Source organism: Sphingomonas sp. M6A6_1c, from assembly GCF_053345135.1.
Window position 1 is genome coordinate 261,473 of the sequence record NZ_JBKEZO010000002.1, and the last position, 21,642, is coordinate 283,114.

Sequence of the window (21,642 nt, forward strand, 5' to 3'; positions counted from 1 at the left end):
CCGGGCTTACGAATAGCGTTCCTCCGTCCAGGGATCGCCGCGCATGTGATAGCCGTTGACCTCCCAGAAACCGGGCGCATCGGCGGCGAGGATGTCGATACCGCGCAACCATTTGGCGCTTTTCCACAGATAGAGATGCGGGACGAGCAGCCGCGCCGGGCCGCCGTGCGCACGCGTCAGCGGTGCGCCGTCCCAGCTATGCGCCACCATCGCCTGCTCCGCCGCGAAATCGGCGAGCGGCAGGTTGGTGGTGTAGCCGTCATAGCCGTGCAGCTTGACGAACGTCGCCGCGGCGGTCGGCTGCACCACGTCGAGCAGGTCGCGCGTGGCTACGCCCGCCCAATCGTTGTCGTAGCGCGACCAGGTCGTGACGCAGTGGATGTCCGACCGGCTGCGCGTCTGCGGCAGCGCCATGAACGCCGCCCAGTCGAGCGTCACCGGCTGCTCGACCAGCCCGCCGATGCGCAGCTCCCACCGGTCGGTGGCGATATCCGGCTGGCGCCCGAGATCGAGCACCGGCCAGTCGCGCACCAGATGCTGGCCCGGCGGCAACCGCTCGTCCTCGGGCCGCGCGTCATGGCCGGTCAGGAATTTGTGCTCGCTCGCCCAGCGCTGCTTCGAGCGGGTCAGCTTGCTGTCGGGCGGCGTCGCATCGTCGGTCATGTCGATCTCCGTTGAGCCGCATCATCCCGCATCATCGCCTGCGAAGGCAAGCGCGACGACGCCTTGCGCCCTCGGGGCGTTCCTGAAGACCAGATGAAATCCGCGTCACGATGGTGCGGCGGGGCTGCGACGCGGTTGAACGTCGCGGGGCGGCGACCGATCTTCGCGGTCGTTCACCGCGAGGACGAAGCATGACACCCGACGAACGCACCCTTCTGACGAACTTCCTCAACGAACTGGTCGCGGCGCGCGCCGTCGCCAAGGACAATGAGGCGGATACGCTGATCCGGCAGGCGCTCGCCGCCAACCCGGACGCGAGCTACGTGCTGGTCCAGCATGCGATCGTGGCGGACCAGTCGCTGCACGCCGCGCAGGCACGGATCGCGGAGCTGGAGCGGCAACTCGCCCCACCGGCGCCATCGCCCAGCTTCTTGCCGACCGACCGCGGCCCATGGGGCGGATCGCAACCCGCTTATGCGCCCCCGGCACCGGAGGCACGGCCCGGCATTCTGTCGGGCGGCGGCGGCCTCGGCAGCTTCCTGCGATCGGCCGGCACCACCGCGGCCGGCGTCGCCGGCGGCGAGATGCTGTTCAGCGGGCTCTCCGACCTGTTCGGCGGCCACCACAACGGTGGCTTCGGCGGCGGCGGCCAGGGCTTCCTCGGCGCGCCGGAAGAGAATGTCGTCGTCAACAATTACGGTGACGACGACGATGGCAACGACAGCAGCGACTGGTAGGTGCCGGCACGGGATCTCCGCCCGGTCCGCGCCGCGGATGAAGGTCGCCGAAGCGTCGCTCTTTCGTCGCCCTGGGCTCGCCCCCTGGGCTATCGCATATGGGCGTTTGTGTAATCCGGACGGGTTTCCAAAGCCGCTCCGTCACCCCGGCCTTGCGCCGGGGTCCCGCTTCTTTGGACGGTGCGAAGAAGCGGGATGCCGGATCGAGTCCGGCATGACGGGGATGGGAAAGCCGTTGCAACACCCCAATGGTCATATGCGATAGCTCCGGGCTGGACCCGGGGTGGCGGAGCGAAGGTGTCGCGGTCGCGGCGCCGATACCCGTCGATCGGCCCTGATAAAAACGTGCTTTCAAAATCTTCGGCGATGGACGATCTGGTGGGTTCACGTTTCGCTCCGCGGCGTCATGGCATCGGTGCCGTAAAGCCGGCGCGGACGGGGTCCTGCGATACACCGTGACCGCCGCGTTCCGCCGCGGTCGCCGCCAGAGAAGTCCATGCCATGAAAGCCGCCTCCACGCTCGATTTCCGCGACCTCGCCCGTCGGCGGCTGCCGCATTTCCTGTTCGAATATATCGACGGCGGCTCGTATGCCGAGGTGACGCTGCGCCGGAACATCGCCGATCTGGAGGCGATCGCGTTGCGCCAGCGCGTGCTGACCGACGTTTCGATGCTCGACCTTTCGACCACCCTGTTCGGCCGGTCGCAGGCGCTGCCGATCGCTTTGGCACCGATCGGGCTTGCCGGCCTCAACGCGCGCCGCGGCGAGGTGCAGGCGGCGCGCGCCGCGCACAAGGCCGGCATCCCCTTCTGCCTGTCGACAGTGTCCGCCTGCCCGATCGGCGAGGTCGCGGCGGCGACCGACGCACCCTTCTGGTTCCAGCTCTACATGATCCGCGACCGCGGCTTCATGCGCGAGCTGATGGCGCAGGCGCGCGATGCGGGCTGTTCGGCGCTGGTCTTCACCGTCGACATGCCGGTGCCGGGATCGCGCTACCGTGATTATCGCTCCGGACTGGCCGGCGCGTCGGGCTTGCGCGGCGCGGCGCGGCGCACCGCGCAGGCGTTGATGCGCCCGCGCTGGGCCTATGACGTCGGCGTGCGCGGGCGGCCGCATCAGCTCGGCAACGTCGCGCCGGTGCTCGGCAAGAACACCGGCCTCGAAGATTTCTTCGCCTGGATGCGCGACAATTTCGATCCGACCGTGTCGTGGCGCGACCTCGAATTCATCCGTGAGAGCTGGGATGGACCGCTCATCATCAAGGGCATTCTCGACGTCGAGGATGCGCGGGCCGCGGCGACCCTGGGCGCGGACGGCATCGTCGTCTCCAATCACGGCGGGCGCCAGCTCGACGGCGTGCCGTCGACCGCCGCCGCGCTGCCGGTGATCGCCGACGCGGTGCGCGACCGACTGACGGTGCTGGCGGATGGCGGCGTGCGCTCCGGGCTGGACGTGGTGCGGATGCTGGCGCTCGGCGCGCACGGCGTGCTGCTCGGCCGCGCCTGGGTCTATGCGCTCGCCGCGGCGGGCGAACAGGGCATCACCCACATGCTGCAATTGGTCGAGGCGGAGATGCGCGTCGCGATGGCGCTGACCGGCCGGACGACGATCGCGCGGCTCGATGCCAGTGCGCTGGTGCGATGACGCCTTCGGTCGGGCCGGCCCTGTAGCGATCGGGCGAAATACGCGGCGGTCGAACCGGCGATCTGCACCCGAATGGGACGGTCGGGGGTTGGGTGTCGTACAGATCGTGAGAACAGGAGCCCGGTGATGACCACCCAGATCGTCGTTGCGCTGGCCGGCTCGGTGTCCTTCTCGGCGCTGGTGACGCTCTCCTTGGCGAGATGGTGCGCGACGCCTGTCGCGCGCTGAGCTTTCGGCCGGGCGCCGTCACTTCCTGCTCGGCCCCGGTCGCACGCTGGTGTAGCGGTGCGTGCGACATCGCCCGGCGCGGGCGCACGATCGAGGCAGACGCATGGCCCGCAAGCACGGCAAATACCGGTATGACGACGACCTCCCGACCGAGGAGGAGGCAGCCGCACCGGTGCCGCCGTGCTGGCTGTGCGGCCGGCCGACGGGCAAGACGATCGTCTGGCACCATCCCGTTCCCAAGAGCCGTGGCGGCCGTGACGTCGTGCCGATGCACCCGATCTGCCAGCAGACGGTGACCGCCAATTTCACCAATTCCGAGCTACAACGCCACGGCATGAACGCCGAGGGGCTTCTCGCCGACCCGGCGACGCGCAAGTTCGTCGACTGGGTGGCGAACAAGGACCCGGACTTCACCGCGACCATCACCAAGAAGCAGCGCTGACCGCAGGCTAGCGCGATGCGAGCGGCACGCCCTGCCGCGCAGGCAGGTCGGCGATGTCCGACGAATCCGACCAGATGTTGATCCCGCCATCCGCAGCGGCGGCATCGATCGCGGCGAGCTCGTCCTCGGAAAACGCCTGATTGTTCAGCGCGTCGAGCGAATCGTCGAGCTGCGCGACCGACCGCGCGCCGATCAGCGCGGAGGTGACGCGGGGATCGCGCAGCACCCAGGCGATCGCCATCTGTGCGAGCGTCTGGCCGCGCTCGCGCGCGATCCCTTCGAGGGTGCGGATCGCCGCCACATTCGCCTCCGTAAGCAACGTCTGCGACAGCGAACCCTCGCGGCTGGCCCGCGCATCGGCGGGTACGCCATCGAGGTATTTTGCGGTGAGCATACCTTGTGCGAGCGGCGAGAAGGCGATGCAGCCGGTACCCAGGTCGTTTAGCGTCGCGAGCAGCTCGCGTTCGATCCAGCGGTTGAGAATCGAATAGCTCGGCTGGTGGATGAACAGCGGCACCTTCTCCTCGGCGAGGATCGCCGCCGCCTGCCGGGTCAGACCCGGTTCGTAGGAGGATATGCCGACGTACAGCGCCTTGCCCTGGCGGTGGAGCTGCACCAGCGCGCCCATCGTCTCCTCCAGCGGCGTCGCCGGATCGACGCGGTGCGAATAGAAGATGTCGACGTAATCGACGCCCATGCGCTTGAGGCTCTGGTCGCAACTGGCGATCAGATACTTTTTCGAGGAGCCGATATCGCCATAGGGGCCGGGCCACATGTCCCACCCCGCCTTGGTCGACAGGATCAGCTCGTCGCGATGCGCCCTGAAGTCGGTCGCCAGCACGCGGCCGAAATTCTCCTCCGCCGATCCGTAGGGCGGGCCGTAATTGTTGGCGAGGTCGAAATGGGTGACGCCGCGGTCGAAGGCGCGGCGCAGCACCGCGCGGCCGGTCTCGAAGACGTCGGTCCCGCCGAAATTCTGCCACAGTCCCAGGCTGATCGCCGGCAGGCGCAGGCCGCTGCGGCCGGTGCGGCGATAGGACATGCCGGCATCGTAGCGACCGGCAGCGGCGGTATAAGGTTCGGGAAAGGCCATGGAAAATCCTCGATCACGCATCCTGGGCGACACCATGCAAAGCAACCGCCCGGGCAAAAGGTTGCCGCAGCCCGCGCGACTACATCGCCAGCGGCCTGTCGTAGCCGGTCAGCTCCAGATAGCCGCGCCCGCCCGGCGTGCGCACCGCCCCCTCCCAATAGACCGGCAGGCCGCTGCGCCGCGCGTCCAGCTCCTGCGCGGCGAACAGCGGCGTCAGCCGCCGCGTCGTGACCTTGCCATCGACGCGGATGGCGAGATCCTGCATCACCGGATAGACCGCGCCGGTGGCGCGGCTGCGCCAGGTGGCGATCGGCCGGAAGGCGACGTCGCCCGGCCCCAGCACCGTCGTCCGCCCGTCGGGGCGGCGCAGCGATCCGCCCGCCCAGAGCGTCCCGCCGCCCTTGCGCCGGATGCGGAAGGCCATCAGCGCCGATCCGTCGTCGAGGTTGAGGCCGGTCCAGTCCCAGCCCTGCGCCGCCGGCGCGAGGTAATCGGACGACCATTCGCGGTCGAGCCACGCCTCGCCGGTCACCGCGACGGGCCGCCCGGCGATCCGCACCTGTCCGGCGACGCGCAGATGCGGAATCGAATAATAATAGCTCGCCTCTTCGGGGCGCGGCCCCTTGCGGCTGTAGCCGCCGCGGCCCTGCGGCAGCGGCGGCTGCGTCGGCCGGAACGCCAGCGCCAGCCGGAAGCCGTCCGCAGCCACCGCGGTCTGCCAGCGCCCGTCCAGCGCCCGCCGCAACCGCCAGTTGCGGATCGCCACGTCGGCGTCGTCGGTCCGCGCCGAGGCGAGACCGAAGCCCTGCCGCGCGGAGCGCTCGCCGTGCAACAGCCGCCCGGTGGCGGGATCGGACAGCGCGGCATGCGCGAACAGCACCTGCCCGGCGGCGAAGCGGCTGGGGTTGCGTGGATCGACCGGCGGACGGGTGCGGAAGAAGGTGACCTGGAAGCCGAGGTCGCGCCCCTCGGCGGTCTTCAGCCAGCCGGTGACGTACCACCATTCGGTACGGAACGCAGGGTGCGCGCCATGATCGGCGGGAAAGCGCAGCACGATGCCCGGCCGCACCTGCGGATAGGGCGTCGCCGCCGGTGCCGCCACCGCGACCGCCGCCAGCCAGCCCGTCATCGTCGCCAACGGCTTCATCACCAATCCTCCCGTACCGAGGTGATCGCGCTGCGTGCCGTCGCGCGCCGCCCGGCGAGCACCGCCGTCACCGCCGCCGCCCCGGTCAATGCCGCGGCGACGCCGACCAGCGTGCCGACCGGGATGCGCGTTGTCATCGTCCAGTTGAACGACTGCGGGTTGATGACGTGGATCAGCACCTGCGCCAGCAGCAGCCCAAGGCCGATGCCGGCGAGCGCCCCGGTCAACCCAACGATCGCGCCCTCGATCCCGAGCATCGCGGTCAGCTGGCGGCGCGTCAGGCCGAGGTGGCGGAGCATGCCGAATTCGCGCTCGCGAGCGATGGTCTGCGCGGACATCGTCGCCGCCACCCCCGCCAGCCCGACGAGGATCGCCACCGCCTCGAGCAGATAGGTCACCGCGAAGCTGCGGTCGAACAGCGTCAGCGCCAGCCGCCGGAGCGTCGCCGGCCGGGTGATCTCGACCTGTCCATTGAGATCGGCGGGCAGCCGCGCGGTGAGAGCGGCGGCGACGCGGCCGGCGTCCTGCCCCGGCGTGAGCATCACCGATATCTCGTCGCGTCCGTCATCGCCGGTCAGCCGCTGATAATCGCGCTCGTCGACCAGCACCGCGCCCGCCTGCCGCCCGTAATCGCGCCAGACGCCGGCGACGACGAAGCGGGTGCGGCCGGCGATCGGCAGCTCGATCGTCTCGCCGGGATCCCAGCCGTACAGGCGCTGCGCCGGCTCCGACACCCAGACCGGCAGCGCTCCGCGCGGCAGCGACGGCGCGCGGTCGATCAGCACCAGCAGCGGATCGCGGCCGCCCCGCTCGGGCCGCGCGATCAGGCTGACCGGCGGGCGGTCGGCAGCGATCGTCAGCGGCAATTGCCGGCTGAACGCCACCGTCGCGATACCCGGCGTCGCCGCCAGCCGCGCGCGCGTCGCGGGATCGAACGACGCCCCCGCGGTGGTGCGGGCGTAGAGATCGGCGCCGAGCACGTCGCCGAGCCAGTCGTCCACCGCGCCGCGGAAGCTCGTCACCATCGTCGCCATCGCGATCATCAGCGCGGTCGATGCGACGATGCCGCACAGGGCGGTCGCCGCCTCGCCCGGCGCGCCATGCAGGTGCCGCACCGCGAGCAGGCGCGGCACGCCGCCGCCGCCGCGACGCGCGAGCGGCGCCAGCAAGGTGCGGGCGAACCACGGCACGCCCGCCACCCCGCCCGCCAGCATCAGCGCCATGCCGACGAAGCCGAACAGCGGCAGGCCGGCGACCGCGGGTAACAGCGCCGCCGCCGCGCCCGCGGCGAGCAGGGCCGCGGCGGGCCACCAGGCGACCGGCCGGCGCGGATCGAGCACGTCGCCCGCGTTCTTCAGGGCCGCCGCCGGCGCCGCCCGCGCCGCGACGCGTGCCGGCAGGGCGCTGCCGAGGATCGCCGCGGCGAGACCGAGGGCGAAGAAGCCGACGGCCGCCGCGGGCTGGAAGACGACATGCGCCCGACCGCCGCCGAAATAGCCCGCGCCGAGATCGCCGCCGAACCAGTGCAGCGCCGCCCAGGCGAGGCCGTAGCCGGCGAGCAGCCCGGCGGCGGCACCGACCAGCCCGATCGCGACGCCCTCCACCACCACCGCGGCGATCACCCCGCCGCGCGGCATGCCGAGCGTCCGCAGCAAGGCGAAGGCGCGCTGCCGGCGGACCACCGACAGCGATTGCGCCGAATAGACGAGGAAGCCGCCGGTCAGCAGCGCGATTAGCGCCAGCATGTCGAGATTGACGCGATAGGCGCGCGACAGCGCATCGCCCTGCGCGTTCTGCGACGCCGGGCTGGACAGCACCGCGTCGGCGGGCAGCAGCGCGCGCAACGCCGGCTCGGCCGCGTCGCGATCGGACAGAGCGAGATCGAGCCGGTCGATCCGGCCCAGCCGGCCGAACCGCCATTGCGCCGCGGCGATGTCGATCGCGCCGACGGCGGCCTCATCCGCACCCGGCAGCGTCCCCGCGACCCGCAGCGGCACCGTCCGGCCGTTGGCGGTGACCTGCACGATCGCGCCGACCCGTGCCTTCGCCTGTGCGAGCGCGCGGCGGGAGAGGAACAGCGCCGCCTCGTCGAAGACGCCGTCGTTGCCGGTATCGGGGCCGGCGGGGCGGATGCCGATCAGCGACGGCGTCACCGCCGCGGCGCGGATCACGTCGATGCCCAGCAGCGTCAGGCGCGTGCCGCCGATCCGCGCGTCGAGGCTGACGACCGGACTGGCATCGGCGACGCCCCGCGCCGTCGCCACGCGCGGATACAGCACCTCGTCGAACCCGAGGGGGCTGGTCGCGCGCACCGACAGTTCGGCCGCGCCGCTGACGCCGCGCATCGCGCCGTCGAACGACGCCAGCGCCGATCCGTTGACGAGATGCACCGCGAAGCCCAGCGCGACGCCGACCGCGATCGCCACCGCCGTCGTCAGGAAGCGCGCCGGATGGAAACGCCATTCGCCGCCGATCAGCCAGCCGAGCGCCAGCCGTCCCCGGATCAGCCCGGCGCGCTCAGCCACGCCGATCGACCAGTCCATCCGCGCCGAGCGTCAGCACGCGGTCGGCGATCGCCGCGCTCGCCTCGGAATGCGTCACCATCACGCCGGCGGCACCATGGCCGCGCACCGCCGTGGCGAACAGCGCCAGCACCCGCGCCGCGGTATCGGGATCGAGATTGCCCGTCGGTTCGTCGGCGAGGATCAGCGCCGGGCGGTGGACCAGCGCCCGCGCGATCGCGACCCGCTGCAACTCGCCGCCCGACAGATCGCGTGCATACCCGCCGCCGCGCCCGTCCAGCCCGACCGCATCGAGCATCGCATCGGCGCGCGAATCGGCCTCGGCCGCGTCCGGCGAGACCAGCGCCAGCGGCAGGGCAACGTTCTGCCGCAGCGTCAGATAGGGCAGGATATGAAAGGCCTGGAAGACGAAGCCGATCCGCTCGCGGCGCAGCCGCGTGCGCGCCGTCTCGTCGAGCGTACCGAGATCGATGCCGTCGATCGCGACGCTGCCCTCGTCGGCATCGTCGAGCCCGGCGAGGATGTTGAGCAGCGTCGACTTGCCGACACCGGATTCGCCGATGATCGCAACCAGTTCCCCCGCCGCGACCGACAGGTCGAGTCGACGGAACAACCGTCGCGGTCCGGGCACCGATTTGCCCAGCGCGCGCACTGCGAGCAGCGGCCGCGCGCCGGGTCCTTCGCTCAAGCTCATCGTTCCGCCCCTCCCGCGCGCACCGCAGGCTGCGCCGGCACCCTGTCGGTACATCTGGTCGCCCATTCGGTTCCCGAGGGCGTCCATGGCGCGCCGCGAAACCCTCGATGTACCCCGAGGCTATCGCAAACGGCGGCGGTGATCGCGAGGCTCGATCGGTTTCTCCGTCAGGTCCGTCACCCCGGTGACGGAGTGAAAGGGGAAAGCGGGCGACCAGCATGAACGGTCACATGCGATAGATCCCAGCCGAGATGCGAAAGCCGGTCCACAACACACCAGACTTGTACCCCGGCGAAGGCCGGGGCCCAGTGGGGCGGACCTTCGTCATGACTCATGACGGCCTTCCCAACTGAGCCCCGGCCTTCGCCGGGGTACATCGCTGATCTGCAACGAGCGAAGGTTTCGCAGCCGCCTCGCCACGCGGCGCTTGCGCTCGACCGCCATCCTCCCGCACCACGAGCGGATGGTCATCGCCACCGTCCCCGCCCCGTGAGCCGGCATCGTCCCCCACCGCCGGCGCTGGCGCCGGGGCGGATGGCGGCGCCGGTGGCGCTGCACCCGGTGCGTCCGCGCTTCTATCGTGCCGGGCGGCTCGGCCCGCTGACCACGCTGGCGATCCGCGCCGCCGCGGTGCTGCTGCTCGTCGGCATCGCGCTCGGCGGTCACTGGATCGACCGGGCGGGACTGCGCGACAATACCGACGGCGCGGTCAGCTTCCTCGACATCGTCTATTTCACCGTCATCACGGTGACGACGGTCGGCTATGGCGACATCGTGCCGGTGAGCGATTCGGCGCGGATGTTCGATACGTTCGTCGTCACGCCGATCCGCATCTTCGTGTTCCTCATCTTCCTGGGAAGCGCCTACAGCTTCATGCTGCGGCAGGGATGGGAGCGGTGGCGCATGGGACTGGTCAGGCACGAACTGAAGGATCACGTCATCGTGTGCGGCTTCGGCCGCTCCGGCTCGGCGGCGGTCGGCGAACTGATCGAACGCGGCCACCCGCCGGAGCGGATCGTCGTGGTCGACGCCGACGCCGAGCGGCTGCGCCGCGCCGAGGCATGGGGCGTCGCCACCGTCGAGGGCGATGCAACGCACAATAGCGTCCTCGAAACCGCCAAGGTCGGCGCCGCGCGCACCGTCATCATCTGCCCCGGGCGCGACGACACCGCGGTGCTGATCATCCTCACCTGCCGCCGCCTCGCGCCGCATGCCGGCATCGCCGTCTCGATCGCGGCGATCGAGAACGAGCTGCTGGCGCGCGACGCCGGTGCGAGCATCATCGTCAACCCGGTGAGCTTCGGCGGCCAGTTGCTCGCGCAATGCACCGCCGGTCCGCACGTCGCCGACTATGTCGCCGACCTCGTCACCCGCGGCGGCCAGATCGAATTGCGCGAGCGCCCGGTGCGTGCCGACGAGATCGGCACCGCGCCGCGCGACGGCACCGACGGCCAGATCGTCCGCATCTATCGCGACGACCGGGCGATCGGCGTCCTGCAACCCGAAGCGCGGCAGTTGCTGGCGGGGGACTGGGTGATCGAGCTTGTGCAGGCCGGCGATGCGGCCAAGCCTTAAGCGCGGCCATGCAGGAATTGACCCTCGCCATCGTCGGCATCAATTTCGCCAATGCCGACGGCAGCAATCGCCGCTCCGAAGCGATGATGACGCTGCCCGGCGAGCCCGTCGCCTTGCTGCCCGAACCGAAGAACAAGCACGACGGCAACGCCATCGCGATCGTCAGTCCGCGCGGCGTGCAGCTCGGCTATGTCAGCGCCGAGCGCGCGCCCTATATCGGCACGCGGCTGGGTCGCGGCGAAGAGGCGGCGGCGATCTTCCAGGGCATGGCCGGCGGCTCGGCCTATATCCGGCTGCGCTTCGGCGGCGGCCAGCCCACCTTGCCGGTGCCGTCCGCGCCGGCGCCGCGCACCGAACCCGATGACCCCCACGCCTTCTACCCCGATGACGACGGGCCGGAATGGGGTGCCTGACCGCCTTAGCGCAGGCCGAAGCCGGTGGAGCTGTTCTCGCCATCGTCGGTGCGCTCGCGCCCGGCGAGGATATTCTCCAGCTCGGCGAGCGTATGCGGCACGTCGAGATGCTGGGCGCCGAGGAACAGGCGACTGCCCTCGCCCTCCGGCACAGCATGGGTCAGTTTGTCGATATCGACCAGCGCCTTGCCCGTGGGCAATATCTCGATCTGCACGAACCGCATCGTCTTCTCCCTTTCGCGCCGCAACGGGCCGATGGCGGTGGAAACGAACCACCGCGACGAAAGACGCGTAGGCGGAAACCGTCATCGGGCGTTATACCCGCTCGACCCGCGCAGGAGCTGCCATGCCAAGACCCGTTATCCTTCGACCGCGCCATCACGGCGAGCCGCGCTGATCCATGGCGGAGGTGGTAATCAGCCCGAGCGGGCCGGGCGCGATGGAAGCCGGCCTGATGATCGACGAGACCGGCACCCGCTTCGTGGTGCTGACCTTCAACGAACCCGACGCCGATCCGGTGCTCGTCACCTTCACGGTGCCGATCTTCCAGGATTACGTCCGCCATCTCGCCAAGACCGCCGAGGCGGCGGCGGACGAGCTCAACTGGGTGGTGCCGGACTGACCCGCCGCGCCGCCGACCGCTTGCTATTGTCCGAGGAGACGACCGATCGCCCATGCCAGCAACGTCGTCCATTGCGACGGCCCCAACAGCCCGCACGCCTTCGACATCATCGCGCTGCAACCGCGCAACGGCACGCTCGATGCGAAATGCCCGATCTGCCACGGTTACGGCCAATGGAACGTCGAGATCGACCTCGTCAGCTTCCGCTGCAAGCGCGCGATCTGCGACACGTGTCACGGTGCCGGCTGGGTCGAAACGGGCAACGACCCCGTCGGCCATGCCGACATCGTGATGGCACCCGACGGCTATCCGCAATGGGTGGTCGCCTTCGACCAGCCGCAGGAAGCAGGCCCGGCGCCAAGCGACCCCGCCGCGCCGCTGTCGCCGGAATGATGTCGTTACCTTGAGATTGCCGTCACCAGCGGCAGACCGGACATCGCCGGTTGCGCTGCTGGTGACCCCTACGGGAATCGAACCCGTGCTTCAGCCGTGAAAGGGCCGCGTCCTAACCGCTAGACGAAGGGGCCAGCGAGGGGTGCTGCTAGAGGGGGGTCGGCGATCGGTCAAGGGGTTGTGATGCATCAATTCGCCCAAGCGGCGTCTTCGAGGTGCAATTCCGCCGCCGGGCGGCTGCCCCAATCGTCGATCTTGGCGCGACCGGCGAGCCACAGGCGGCGGTGCGGCGCCGCGGCGAGCAGCGCCTGCCCCAGGGCGGTGTCGGCGGCGCGGAACGCCACCGCCTTGAAGCTGCGGCCGTCGTCGCCCGCCACTACCGCGCGGACATGGCCGTTGCCGACCACGTCCGCTTTGATGATCCGCACCGGACCGGCAGCGATCCGCGGCGCCGGCCAGCCCATGCCGTAGGGACCGCCGACATCAAGCGATTCGACCAGCAGCGGGTTGATCCCGCCGGGCGCGAGCACCGCATCGACCAGCAACGCCCGCTCGCCGATCGCCCGGTCGACGCCCGCCGCCAGCCGCTCTTCGAGGAAATCGGCGAAGGCGGCGATGCCGTCGGCGGCGATCGTCAGCCCCGCCGCCATCGCATGGCCGCCGCCCGCCACGAGCAGGCCGTGCTCCTTGGCGGCGAGCACTGCCGCGCCGAGGTCGACGCCCGAGATCGACCGGCCCGAGCCCTTGCCGAGCCCGTCCTCGCCGATCGCGATGACGATCGCCGGCCGGCCGAGCTTCTCCTTGAGGCGGCCGGCGACGATGCCGATTACGCCGGGGTGCCAGCCCTCGCCGGCGACGACGACGACGCGGCGGCGGTCGTTGGCGAGCAGTTCGGCGGCCTGCTGCACGCCCACCTCGATCAGCCGGCGCTCCTCGTTGAGCCGGTCGAGTTCCTCGGCGATGCCGCGCGCCTCGTCGGGATCGCGCGTGGTGAGCAGCCGCACGCCGAGATCGGCGCGACCGACGCGCCCGCCGGCGTTGATCCGCGGCCCGAGCGCGAAGCCCAGGTCGCTGCACGTCGGCGCGCGGGTCAGCCGCGACGCCTCGATCAGCGCGGCGAGGCCGACGTTGCGGCGCTGCGCCATCACCTTGAGCCCCTGCGCGACGAAGGCGCGGTTGAGGCCGCGGAGCTGCGCGACATCGGCGACGGTACCGAGCGCGACGATGTCGAGATGGTGGATCAGGTTCGGCTTGGGCCGGTCGGCGAAGAAGCCGCGTGCTTCCAGCGTGCGCAGCAGCGCCGCGGCGAGCAGGAAACAAACGCCGACCGCGGCGAGATGGCCGTGCGCCGCGCCCTCGTCCTCGTCGAGCCGGTTGGGATTGACCAGCGCATGCGCCAGCGGCAGCGCCGCGGCACATTTGTGGTGATCGACGACGACGACGTCGACCGGGTGCGCATGAGCCATCGCCAGCGCCTCGAACGCCTGCGCGCCGCAATCGACGGTGACGATCAGCGACGCCCCCTCCCCCGCCAGCCGAACCAGCGCGTCGCCCGACGGGCCGTAGCCTTCGAGCAGCCGGTCGGGGATGTACGGCCGCGCCTCGAGCCCGAGATCGCGCAGCACGAGGATCATCAGCGCCGCCGAGGTCGCGCCATCGACGTCGTAATCGCCGAACACCGCGACGCTCTCGCCCGCCTGCACCGCATCGGCGAGCCGCACCGCGGCGCGGTCCATGTCGCGGAACACGGAGGGGTCGGGCATGAAGGCGCGAATCGACGGCGTGCGATGCTGGTCGAGCGTCTCGCGCTCGGCGCCGCGGGCGAGCAGCAACTGGGTGACGAGATCGTCGGCGCCGAAGCCGTCGCGCGCGTCCGCGGCGAGGCTACGCCAATGCCAGGGCTGGCCGAGAATCGAATGGGATACGCCGAGAACGGGGGTCATGATTGGCAGCGGGTTCCGGGATGGGCGCGGAGGGCGCCGGTGTCTCCTAGGCGTTCGGCAGGATAGGGTAAACCGATGAGGGCCATCGCTACTGCCAGCCTGTACCCCGGCGAAGGCCGGGGTACATCGGGACTGTTACTCAAAATCTGGACTGGTGCACGATGACGGCATGGAAGTCCGTCCCGCATGCGCCTTCGACACTGCGCCCCCGCACCCCTATATGAAAGCCAATGGCCGATTCCTTTGACCTGGGCGAACCACCGCAGCCGGCGGCGAAGGCGAACCCCTATCGCGTGCTCGCGCGCAAATACCGTCCGCAGACCTTTTCCGAGCTGATCGGGCAGGATGCGATGGTCACCACGCTCGGCAATGCGATCAAGCGCGACCGGCTGGCGCATGCGTTCCTGATGACCGGGGTGCGCGGGGTCGGCAAAACCTCGACCGCGCGGCTGATCGCCAAGGCGCTCAACTGCGTCGGTCCCGACGGCAATGGCGGGCCGACGATCGATCCGTGCGGCGTCTGCGAACCGTGCCGCGCGATCGCCGAAGGGCGCCATATCGACGTCATCGAGATGGACGCCGCCAGCCATACCGGCGTCGACGACGTGCGCGAGATCATCGACGCGGCGCGCTATGCGGCGGTGTCGGCGCGCTACAAGATCTACATCGTGGACGAGGTCCACATGCTCTCCAAGAACGCCTTCAATGCGCTGTTGAAGACGCTGGAAGAGCCGCCCGCGCACGTCAAATTCCTGTTCGCCACCACCGAGGTGAACAAGGTGCCGATCACCGTGCTGTCGCGCTGCCAGCGCTTCGACCTGCGGCGCATCTCGGCGGACCAGCTCGCCGCGCATTTTGCCTTCGTCTGTAGGCAAGAAGGCGTCGAGGCCGATCCCGAGGCGCTGATGCTGATCGCGCGCGCCGCGGAAGGATCGGCGCGCGACGGCCTGTCGATCCTCGACCAGGGTATCGCGCATGCCGGGCTCGAGGGTGGCCCAGAAGGACCGGGCGTGACGGCGGCGGCGGTGCGGCAGATGCTCGGCCTGTCCGATCGCGGCGCGGTGCGCGACCTGCTCGGGCTGGTGCTCGCGGGCGATGCGGCGGGGGCGCTCGCCAGCCTGCGCCGCCAGTACGACTATGGCGTCGATCCGCAGTCGGTGCTGCGGTCGATGCTGGAGAGCGTGCACGGCATCACGCTCGCCAAGGTCGGCACCGCCGACGATTCGGCGCAACCGGTCGAGGAGCGCAACGCGCGCGCCGAATGGGCCGAGAAACTATCCTTCCCTGCCCTGCACCGGCTGTGGCAGCTCTTCCTCAAGGGACATGACGAGGTCGCCAAGGCGGCGCTGCCGATCGAGGCGGCGGAGATGGCGCTGCTGCGTGCGATCCATGCCTCGACGCTTCCCGATCCCGGCGAGCTGGCGCGGCAGATCGCCAGTGGCAAGCTCGGCGCGCCGGCGGCACCCGCCGCCGCGCCCCCGGCTGCGCTGTCCGCGCCGGTTGCTCCCGTCGCCGCCGAACGCCCCGGCGCGCCCGCCGATTTCCCCGGCCTCGTCGCGCTGCTGGAAGACAACGGTCATTTCGCCGTCGCCGCGCAGCTCAGCCACGGCGCGCGCGTCGTCCGCTACGAGGCACCCGAGCTGATCCTCAGCGGATCGCGGCCGATGTCGGCGGATACGCTGCGCGACGTCGCCGAGGCGCTCAAGAAAGCGACCGGCCAGGTTTGGAAGATCGCCTTGGAGGATGCGCCCGGCGCGCCTACCTTGCGCGAGAAGGCCAAGGCGGATGAAGAGGCGTCGCGTCAGGCGATCCTCGCCACGCCGCTGGTAAAGGCGGCATTCGCGGCCTTTCCGGAAGCGGAACTGGAAGCCTGGCCGGGCAAACGGAGCAACGCATGAAGAACATCGACGAAATCCTCGCCATGGCGCAGAACGTCCAGAACGAATTGCAGAAGGCGCAGGACCAGCTCGACACGATCGAGGTCGAGGGCGTCTCGGGCGGCGGCCTCGTCAGGGTCAAGGCGAGTGCCAAGGGCCGGATCATCAACATCGCGATCGACGATTCGCTGATCGAAGTGTCCGAAAAGCAGATGCTCGAAGACCTGCTCGCGGCGGCATTCAACGACGCGCGGACCAAGGCGGATGCGGTGTCGGGCGCGGAAATGTCGAAGATGACCAGCGGCCTGCCCCTCCCGCCGGGCTTCAAGCTGCCGTTCTGAGCCTAACTCCTCCCCCGCCAGGGGGAGGTGGCACGGCGAAGCCGTGACGGAGGGGGAGGACAGGGCGGGAGCTTACTAATCGAACTCCCGTCCTGTCCTCCCCCTCCACCACTCGGCTGACGCCGAGCGGTCCCCCTCCCCCTGGCGGGGGAGGAATGAGCCTATCGCAAACACCCATCCAGCCCGCCGCGCCGCACTACGCCGACATACCGCGACAGCGCGTTGCCGTGGCGGCGGACGAAGCCGTGCGGATCGATCGCCGCGCGCTTCTTGGGCAGCGGCAGGACCGCGGCGATCCGGCCCGCCTCGGTCGGCGACAGATGCGAAGCGTCGTGGTGGAAATAGCGCAGCGCCGCGGCATTGGCGCCATAGGTGCCGATCCCCGTCTCGGCGACGTTGAGATAGACCTCCATGATCCGCCGCTTGCCCCACAAGGTCTCGATCAGCACGGTGAAATAAGCTTCGAACGCCTTGCGCACATAGCCGCCGCTCTGGAACAGGAAGACGTTCTTCGCGGTCTGCTGGCTGATCGTCGAGCCGCCGCGCAGCCGCTTGCCCTGCGCGTTGCTATACGCGGCACTGGCGATCCCCTTCCAGTCGAAGCCGTGATGTTCGCAGAAGCGCGCATCCTCGCCGGCGATCGCGGCGCGCGGCATGTCGGGGTCCATCTCGGACAGCGGCATCCAGTCCTTGGTGACGCTGCGTCCGCCGATCAGGTCCCCCGCCATCGTCCAGGTGAACGGCACCGGCACGAAGCGGTAGATGCCGACCCACAACACGCTGATCGCGACGAAGACCAGACCGGCCTTGAATAGGAGGAGGAGGATGCGGATCATCCCCGCTCCTTACGGGCGCGGCGCGGCCCCCTTCAAGTGCAGGATCGCCGCGGCGGCGTCGATGCCGGTCTGATAGGCGCCATGCGCGGTGGAGAAATCGTGGCGCGAACATGCCTCGCCGGCGAAGAACAGGCGATCGTCGACCGGCGTGGCGAGGATCGCGCGGGCGCCGGCATGACCAACGCGGGCGTGGCTGTAGCTGCCGTGGATATATGCCTGCCCACGCCAGTGCGTCGCATGCAGCGGCGCGAGCCGCTTGCGCCAATCCGAGCCGAGCAGGCCGACCAGTTCCCCGATCGCGAAGTCGCTCGCGGCGCGGGCGTCGGGCATCGCCTCGGCGCAGGCCCCGCCGAGGAAGCTCTCGACGAGCGGCAGGCCGAGCGGGGACAGCCGGTGGCTCGCGGTACAGGCGCGGTGCGGATCGCCGATCAGATGCGCCTGCGCCGGCCATTCGGGACGATCGACCGCGAGGAACACCTTGTCGGCAAGCCCCAGCGGCAATGCCGCCGCAGCCGCCTGCTTGTCGGGCAGCGGCGGATCGAAGACGATCCCCTCATAGGCGGTGGTCGGGATGCCGAGGATGACGCTGTCCGCCTCGATCGTCCCGGCGGGGGTGTCGAGACGGATCGTCCGCCCGCGATGATCGATCCGCGTCACCGGCGTGTTCAGCCGGACCGGCACGTCGCCGGCATGGTGGACGATCAATGTGCCATAGCCCGCCGGCAGCGACCAATTGTCCTCGGTCGCCGCATCCTCATACGCCGCCCAATCGTGCAGCGAGACGCGATCGAGCGGCGCGCCATTGGCATAGCCGGAGATCGCATCGATCATCGGCCGCCACGGCTCGTCCCCGGCGGCTATGAAATCGGACAGCGGCCGATCAGCGCCGCCGAGCGCGGCATGCGCCGCCTCGTCCCAACGATCGTAAGCGGCGCGGAATGCCCGCTGGTCTTCGCGGGGATAGCCGAGATCGCGCCATTGCACGCCCCAATTGGGCAAGGAGCGGTCGATGGAAAAGCCGTCCCGCTCGGCGATCGCAGTCCACGGATTGCGTCCGGCGGAATGGAGCCAGCCGCAGCCGGCATCGACCGCCAGAGCCTTTCCCCCATCCGTGAGGGCTGGGTCTGCCGAAGTCCGCGACTGCTGTGGCGAGTAGCCCGTCGACAAGCTCGGGGCGAACGGCGGTGCGGCAAACAAATCCGTGAGGGGAACACTCCGTGCCCGCCCGCCGGGCCGGTCCCCCGCCTCGACCAGCAGCACGTCCTCGCCGGCATCGCGCAACCGCCGCGCCGCCGCGATCCCGGCCGCACCGCCGCCGACGACGACGATGAGGCCGGGACTGCTGATCATTTTACGCGGCGAGCAGGCGCTTTTCGCCGGCGATCCGCATCATCGCCTTTTGCAGCTTCTCGAACGCACGCACCTCGATCTGCCGCACGCGCTCGCGCGACACGCCATAGACCTGCGACAGCTCTTCGAGCGTCTTCGGGTCGTCGGTCAGCCGCCGCTCGGTCAGGATATGCTTCTCGCGGTCGTTGAGGTCGTCCATCGCCGACACGAGCATGCCGTGGCGGACGTCCGCCTCCTGCGCCTCGGCGACGACGGTGTCCTGCAGCGGCGCATCGTCCTGCAGCCAATCCTGCCACTGGCCCTCGCCGTCCTCGCGCATCGAGACATTGAGCGACGTGTCGCCGCCCATAGCCATGCGGCGGTTCATGCTGATCACGTCGCTCTCGGCGACGCCGAGATCGGTGGCGATCTTGGTGATATGCTCGGGCCGCAGGTCGCCGTCCTCGAACGCGTCGAGCTTCGACTTCATGCGCCGCAGATTGAAGAACAGTTTCTTCTGCGCCGCGGTGGTGCCCATCTTCACGAGGCTCCACGAGCGCAGGATATATTCCTGGATCGAGGCGCGGATCCACCACATCGCATAGGTGGCGAGGCGGAAGCCGCGATCGGGCTCGAACTTCTTCACACCCTGCATCAGGCCGATATTCCCCTCGGAGATCAGCTCCGAGGTCGGCAGGCCATAGCCGCGATAACCCATCGCGATCTTGGCGACGAGCCGCAGGTGCGACGTGACGAGCTGCGCCGCCGCATCGGTGTCGCCATGCTCCTGGAAGCGCTTGGCGAGCATGAATTCCTGCTCGGGAGCCAGGATGGGAAATTTCTTGATCTCGGACAGGTAGCGGTTGAGGCTCTGCTCCCCGCCGAGGGCAGGAATCGTCGCGGGGACGTTGCTGCGGGCTGCCATGATCTCATCTCCCTTTCTGCGGAGGCGTTCATCCCGCACTGCGGTGAAGAACGACTCAAATCTATACGTGAAGCTCGGTGAACAGTTCCTGCATATCGGCAGGCATAACGCTATCGAACGCCAAAGCGGTGCTTTTCACCGGATGGATGAACCCCAGATGCGCCGCATGCAAGGCCTGACGGCGGAAACCGAGGGTTTCGAGCAGCGCCTTTTGAGCACCCTTTGTTCTACCATAGACCGGGTCGCCCAGCAAGGCGTGGCCGATCGACGCCATATGCACGCGCACCTGATGCGTCCGCCCCGTCTCCAGCCGGCATTCGACCAGCGCCGCATCGCGCAGCACCTGCATCGTCGCGAAATGCGTCACCGCGCGCTTGCCGCCCTGGACGATCGCGATCTTCTTGCGGTTGGTCGCCGAGCGCGCGAGCGGCGCGTCGACCTTGCCCGCCGCCGGCCGCGGCACGCCGCCGATTATCGCGCGATAGCGGCGGTCGATACTGTGGTCGTGGAACTGGCGCGCCAGCCCCTCGTGCGCACGGTCGGTCTTGGCGGCGACCATCAGCCCCGACGTATCCTTGTCGATGCGATGGACGATGCCCGGCCGCGCGACGCCGCCGATCCCCGACAGCGATCCCTCGCAATGATGCAGCAGCGCGTTGACCAATGTCCCGTCGAGATTGCCCGCGGCGGGATGGACGACCAGCCCGGCAGGCTTGTCGATGACGATTAGATGCTCGTCCTCATAGGCGACGACGAGCGGAATATCCTGCGCCTCGTTGTGCGGCAGCGTCGGCACCGGCACCGCGACGAGCAGCCGGTCGCCGGCCGCCGCCTTCTTGGCGGCATCGCGCACCATCAGCCCGTCGCGAGTCACCGCGCCGCTGGCGATCAGCACCTTGAGCCGCTCGCGCGACAACGTCGGCACCGCATCGGCAAGCGCCCGATCCAGCCGCCAGCCGTCCGCCGCCGGCGCGATCGTCGCTTCGATGATGGAAACCCCCCGGTCCATGACTTAGGGATGTGGGCATGACGGTGATGATTACAAGCGATCTTGTCGGACAGATATTGCGCGCAGCCGCCGCCACGCCGGATGTGGAAGTGTGCGGGCTGCTGTTCGGCAGCGCGACCACGATCACCGCGATCCGGCCGTGCCGCAACGTCGCGGCCGATCCGGCGCGCTGGTTCGAGATCGATCCCGCCGCGCTGATCGCCGCGCATCGTGCGTCGCGCAGCGGCGGGCCGGCGATCGTCGGTCATTACCATTCGCACCCCAACGGCGACCCCCGCCCCTCGCCGCGCGACGCGGCGAGCGCTGCGCCCGACGGCACGCTGTGGCTGATCGCCGCGGGTGGAAGGCTGCGCGGCTGGCGCGCGGGCGCCGGCGGTGCCGTGGAGGGACGGTTCGATCCCGTCGCGCTCGGCGACGACCCTTGCGCAGCGGAGCCGGCTCGGCCACATCGGTCATCGCTTTTTCGAGGAACCTGAATGTCCGTCAGTCCGGTCGATTTCGCCAGCCTGCTCTGCTCGCGGCTGTGCCATGACCTGCTCTCGCCGGTCGGCGCGCTCAACAACGGGCTGGAGCTGCTGACCGACGAGACCGACGAGGAGATGCGCGCCCGCGTCTTCCAGTTGCTCAGCGAGAGCGCCCGCGCCTCCGCCAACAAACTCAAGTTCTTCCGCTTGGCCTTCGGCGGCGCCGGCGGCTTCGGCGAACAGGTCGACAGCCGCGAGGCGAAGGCGGCGATCGAGGGCCTGTTGATCGACAACAAGCGCACCACCTTCAACTGGTGGGTCGAGGCGGAGACGCTGCCCAAGACGGCGCTGAAAGTCATGCTCAACCTGACGCTGATCGCCAGCGAATCGCTGGTCCGCGGCGGCACGCTCGACGTCGGCGGCGAAGAGAACAACGGCCAGCTCGAGATCGTCGTCAAGATCGAAGGGCCGCGCATCATCCTAGCCCCCGAATTGCGCACCGCGCTCAACCATGGCGAAGGCCCCGAGGGCGTCACCCCCCGCACCGCCGCCGCCTATCTCGTCCACAGCCTGGTGACGCAGGCCGGCGGCACGATCCAGATCAGCGAACCTACCGAGACGATCATGATCTTCGGCGCGGTGTTCCGGGGGAAGTAAGCGGGAGCGGCCGCTGCACGTCCGTAGCGGCATCGCTCGTCCCGAAGGCGAAACCTCTCGGGAAGCCCACCGGATACACATCAAGGCT

21 protein-coding genes and 1 tRNA gene are annotated in these 21,642 nt (G+C 69.7%); 10 read left to right on the forward strand and 12 right to left on the reverse strand.

Going from position 1 to position 21,642, the window contains the following annotated elements:
* Positions 1–6 precede the first annotated feature (6 nt).
* Positions 7–663, reverse strand: a complete 657-nt coding sequence (locus tag ACLBWH_RS04265) for a sulfite oxidase-like oxidoreductase (RefSeq protein ID WP_447797010.1) — start codon at positions 661–663, stop codon at positions 7–9.
* Positions 664–854: 191 nt separating this feature from the next.
* Here ACLBWH_RS04265 and ACLBWH_RS04270 point away from each other — a divergent pair, with 191 nt between their 5' ends.
* The 3 genes from ACLBWH_RS04270 (at position 855) to ACLBWH_RS04280 (ending at position 3,714) form a co-directional block, all read left to right on the forward strand.
* The gene (locus ACLBWH_RS04270) at positions 855–1,400 is read left to right on the forward strand and encodes a DUF2076 domain-containing protein (RefSeq protein WP_447797012.1); all 546 of its coding nucleotides are present in this window, start codon (positions 855–857) and stop codon (positions 1,398–1,400) included.
* A gap of 501 nt (positions 1,401–1,901) precedes the next feature.
* On the forward strand, positions 1,902–3,044 hold the full coding sequence (lldD, locus tag ACLBWH_RS04275; protein ID WP_447797014.1) for an FMN-dependent L-lactate dehydrogenase LldD: 1,143 nt from the start codon (positions 1,902–1,904) through the stop codon (positions 3,042–3,044).
* Positions 3,045–3,375: 331 nt separating this feature from the next.
* Positions 3,376–3,714 (forward strand): hypothetical protein, encoded by a 339-nt coding sequence (locus ACLBWH_RS04280; RefSeq protein WP_322847525.1) that lies wholly within the window; start codon positions 3,376–3,378, stop codon positions 3,712–3,714.
* A 7-nt stretch (positions 3,715–3,721) separates the two neighbouring features.
* On the opposite strand, the gene mgrA is transcribed toward ACLBWH_RS04280, so the two are convergent.
* From mgrA to ACLBWH_RS04300, 4 genes are all read right to left on the reverse strand, one after another.
* Entirely contained in the window at positions 3,722–4,807 is a 1,086-nt protein-coding gene (gene mgrA / locus ACLBWH_RS04285; RefSeq protein WP_447797016.1) for an L-glyceraldehyde 3-phosphate reductase, read from the reverse strand.
* 79 nt (positions 4,808–4,886) lie between these two features.
* Entirely contained in the window at positions 4,887–5,954 is a 1,068-nt protein-coding gene (locus ACLBWH_RS04290; RefSeq protein WP_447797018.1) for a lipocalin-like domain-containing protein, read from the reverse strand.
* On the reverse strand, positions 5,954–8,479 hold the full coding sequence (locus ACLBWH_RS04295; RefSeq protein WP_447797020.1) for an FtsX-like permease family protein: 2,526 nt from the start codon (positions 8,477–8,479) through the stop codon (positions 5,954–5,956). Before ACLBWH_RS04295 ends, ACLBWH_RS04290 begins: the two co-directional genes overlap by 1 nt.
* Entirely contained in the window at positions 8,472–9,170 is a 699-nt protein-coding gene (locus ACLBWH_RS04300; RefSeq protein ID WP_447797022.1) for an ABC transporter ATP-binding protein, read from the reverse strand. Before ACLBWH_RS04300 ends, ACLBWH_RS04295 begins: the two co-directional genes overlap by 8 nt.
* A gap of 489 nt (positions 9,171–9,659) precedes the next feature.
* On the opposite strand from ACLBWH_RS04300, the gene ACLBWH_RS04305 reads away from it, so the two are divergent.
* Both ACLBWH_RS04305 and ACLBWH_RS04310 read left to right on the forward strand, forming a co-directional pair.
* Positions 9,660–10,745 (forward strand): potassium channel family protein, encoded by a 1,086-nt coding sequence (locus ACLBWH_RS04305; protein WP_447797024.1) that lies wholly within the window; start codon positions 9,660–9,662, stop codon positions 10,743–10,745.
* Between the two features lie 8 nt (positions 10,746–10,753).
* Complete coding sequence (locus ACLBWH_RS04310) at positions 10,754–11,158, forward strand: HIRAN domain-containing protein (protein ID WP_447797026.1); 405 nt, start codon at positions 10,754–10,756, stop codon at positions 11,156–11,158.
* 5 nt (positions 11,159–11,163) lie between these two features.
* Here ACLBWH_RS04310 and ACLBWH_RS04315 read toward each other — a convergent pair whose 3' ends face one another.
* A complete protein-coding gene (locus ACLBWH_RS04315; protein ID WP_322847519.1) occupies positions 11,164–11,382 on the reverse strand; it encodes a hypothetical protein in 219 nt (72 codons plus the stop codon).
* Positions 11,383–11,558: 176 nt separating this feature from the next.
* On the opposite strand from ACLBWH_RS04315, the gene ACLBWH_RS04320 reads away from it, so the two are divergent.
* The gene (locus tag ACLBWH_RS04320) at positions 11,559–11,780 is read left to right on the forward strand and encodes a hypothetical protein (protein WP_447797028.1); all 222 of its coding nucleotides are present in this window, start codon (positions 11,559–11,561) and stop codon (positions 11,778–11,780) included.
* A gap of 452 nt (positions 11,781–12,232) precedes the next feature.
* On the opposite strand, the gene ACLBWH_RS04325 is transcribed toward ACLBWH_RS04320, so the two are convergent.
* A tRNA-Glu gene (locus ACLBWH_RS04325) sits at positions 12,233–12,307 on the reverse strand.
* 54 nt (positions 12,308–12,361) lie between these two features.
* Positions 12,362–14,116, reverse strand: coding sequence for a single-stranded-DNA-specific exonuclease RecJ (gene recJ / locus ACLBWH_RS04330; protein ID WP_447797030.1), 1,755 nt, complete (start codon positions 14,114–14,116; stop codon positions 12,362–12,364).
* Positions 14,117–14,346: 230 nt separating this feature from the next.
* On the opposite strand from recJ, the gene ACLBWH_RS04335 reads away from it, so the two are divergent.
* Together ACLBWH_RS04335 and ACLBWH_RS04340 are read left to right on the forward strand one after the other, a co-directional pair.
* Positions 14,347–16,014, forward strand: a complete 1,668-nt coding sequence (locus tag ACLBWH_RS04335; protein ID WP_447797032.1) for a DNA polymerase III subunit gamma/tau — start codon at positions 14,347–14,349, stop codon at positions 16,012–16,014.
* On the forward strand, positions 16,011–16,334 hold the full coding sequence (locus ACLBWH_RS04340) for a YbaB/EbfC family nucleoid-associated protein (RefSeq protein WP_447797034.1): 324 nt from the start codon (positions 16,011–16,013) through the stop codon (positions 16,332–16,334). The genes ACLBWH_RS04335 and ACLBWH_RS04340 overlap by 4 nt, the downstream gene beginning before the upstream one ends.
* A 161-nt stretch (positions 16,335–16,495) precedes the next feature.
* Here the strand turns inward: ACLBWH_RS04340 and mtgA are convergent, their stop codons facing one another.
* From mtgA to ACLBWH_RS04360, 4 genes are all read right to left on the reverse strand, one after another.
* Entirely contained in the window at positions 16,496–17,170 is a 675-nt protein-coding gene (gene mtgA, locus ACLBWH_RS04345; RefSeq protein ID WP_447797035.1) for a monofunctional biosynthetic peptidoglycan transglycosylase, read from the reverse strand.
* A gap of 9 nt (positions 17,171–17,179) precedes the next feature.
* Positions 17,180–18,520, reverse strand: a complete 1,341-nt coding sequence (locus ACLBWH_RS04350; RefSeq protein ID WP_447797037.1) for a flavin monoamine oxidase family protein — start codon at positions 18,518–18,520, stop codon at positions 17,180–17,182.
* A gap of 1 nt (position 18,521) precedes the next feature.
* Positions 18,522–19,424 (reverse strand): RNA polymerase sigma factor RpoH, encoded by a 903-nt coding sequence (rpoH, locus tag ACLBWH_RS04355; RefSeq protein WP_322847513.1) that lies wholly within the window; start codon positions 19,422–19,424, stop codon positions 18,522–18,524.
* A gap of 61 nt (positions 19,425–19,485) precedes the next feature.
* Complete coding sequence (locus tag ACLBWH_RS04360) at positions 19,486–20,433, reverse strand: RluA family pseudouridine synthase (protein ID WP_447797039.1); 948 nt, start codon at positions 20,431–20,433, stop codon at positions 19,486–19,488.
* A gap of 17 nt (positions 20,434–20,450) precedes the next feature.
* Between ACLBWH_RS04360 and ACLBWH_RS04365 the strand changes: the two genes are divergently transcribed.
* Together ACLBWH_RS04365 and ACLBWH_RS04370 are read left to right on the forward strand one after the other, a co-directional pair.
* Positions 20,451–20,909, forward strand: a complete 459-nt coding sequence (locus ACLBWH_RS04365) for a M67 family metallopeptidase (protein ID WP_447797041.1) — start codon at positions 20,451–20,453, stop codon at positions 20,907–20,909.
* Positions 20,910–21,554: a histidine phosphotransferase family protein gene (locus ACLBWH_RS04370; protein ID WP_322847510.1), complete on the forward strand. Its 645-nt coding sequence runs from the start codon at positions 20,910–20,912 to the stop codon at positions 21,552–21,554.
* Positions 21,555–21,642 lie beyond the last annotated feature (88 nt).

Bases quoted from the DNA above. Each gene is read 5' to 3' on its own strand.
- ACLBWH_RS04265 (WP_447797010.1), bottom strand. From the start codon at position 663: ATGACCGACGATGCGACGCCGCCCGACAGCAAGCTGACCCGCTCGAAG.
- ACLBWH_RS04270 (WP_447797012.1), top strand. From the start codon at position 855: ATGACACCCGACGAACGCACCCTTCTGACGAACTTCCTCAACGAACTG.
- lldD (WP_447797014.1), top strand. From the start codon at position 1,902: ATGAAAGCCGCCTCCACGCTCGATTTCCGCGACCTCGCCCGTCGGCGG.
- ACLBWH_RS04280 (WP_322847525.1), top strand. From the start codon at position 3,376: ATGGCCCGCAAGCACGGCAAATACCGGTATGACGACGACCTCCCGACC.
- mgrA (WP_447797016.1), bottom strand. From the start codon at position 4,807: ATGGCCTTTCCCGAACCTTATACCGCCGCTGCCGGTCGCTACGATGCC.
- ACLBWH_RS04290 (WP_447797018.1), bottom strand. From the start codon at position 5,954: ATGAAGCCGTTGGCGACGATGACGGGCTGGCTGGCGGCGGTCGCGGTG.
- ACLBWH_RS04300 (WP_447797022.1), bottom strand. From the start codon at position 9,170: ATGAGCTTGAGCGAAGGACCCGGCGCGCGGCCGCTGCTCGCAGTGCGC.
- ACLBWH_RS04310 (WP_447797026.1), top strand. From the start codon at position 10,754: ATGCAGGAATTGACCCTCGCCATCGTCGGCATCAATTTCGCCAATGCC.
- ACLBWH_RS04315 (WP_322847519.1), bottom strand. From the start codon at position 11,382: ATGCGGTTCGTGCAGATCGAGATATTGCCCACGGGCAAGGCGCTGGTC.
- ACLBWH_RS04320 (WP_447797028.1), top strand. From the start codon at position 11,559: ATGGCGGAGGTGGTAATCAGCCCGAGCGGGCCGGGCGCGATGGAAGCC.
- recJ (WP_447797030.1), bottom strand. From the start codon at position 14,116: ATGACCCCCGTTCTCGGCGTATCCCATTCGATTCTCGGCCAGCCCTGG.
- ACLBWH_RS04335 (WP_447797032.1), top strand. From the start codon at position 14,347: ATGGCCGATTCCTTTGACCTGGGCGAACCACCGCAGCCGGCGGCGAAG.
- ACLBWH_RS04340 (WP_447797034.1), top strand. From the start codon at position 16,011: ATGAAGAACATCGACGAAATCCTCGCCATGGCGCAGAACGTCCAGAAC.
- mtgA (WP_447797035.1), bottom strand. From the start codon at position 17,170: ATGATCCGCATCCTCCTCCTCCTATTCAAGGCCGGTCTGGTCTTCGTC.
- ACLBWH_RS04350 (WP_447797037.1), bottom strand. From the start codon at position 18,520: ATGATCAGCAGTCCCGGCCTCATCGTCGTCGTCGGCGGCGGTGCGGCC.
- rpoH (WP_322847513.1), bottom strand. From the start codon at position 19,424: ATGGCAGCCCGCAGCAACGTCCCCGCGACGATTCCTGCCCTCGGCGGG.
- ACLBWH_RS04360 (WP_447797039.1), bottom strand. From the start codon at position 20,433: ATGGACCGGGGGGTTTCCATCATCGAAGCGACGATCGCGCCGGCGGCG.
- ACLBWH_RS04365 (WP_447797041.1), top strand. From the start codon at position 20,451: ATGACGGTGATGATTACAAGCGATCTTGTCGGACAGATATTGCGCGCA.
- ACLBWH_RS04370 (WP_322847510.1), top strand. From the start codon at position 20,910: ATGTCCGTCAGTCCGGTCGATTTCGCCAGCCTGCTCTGCTCGCGGCTG.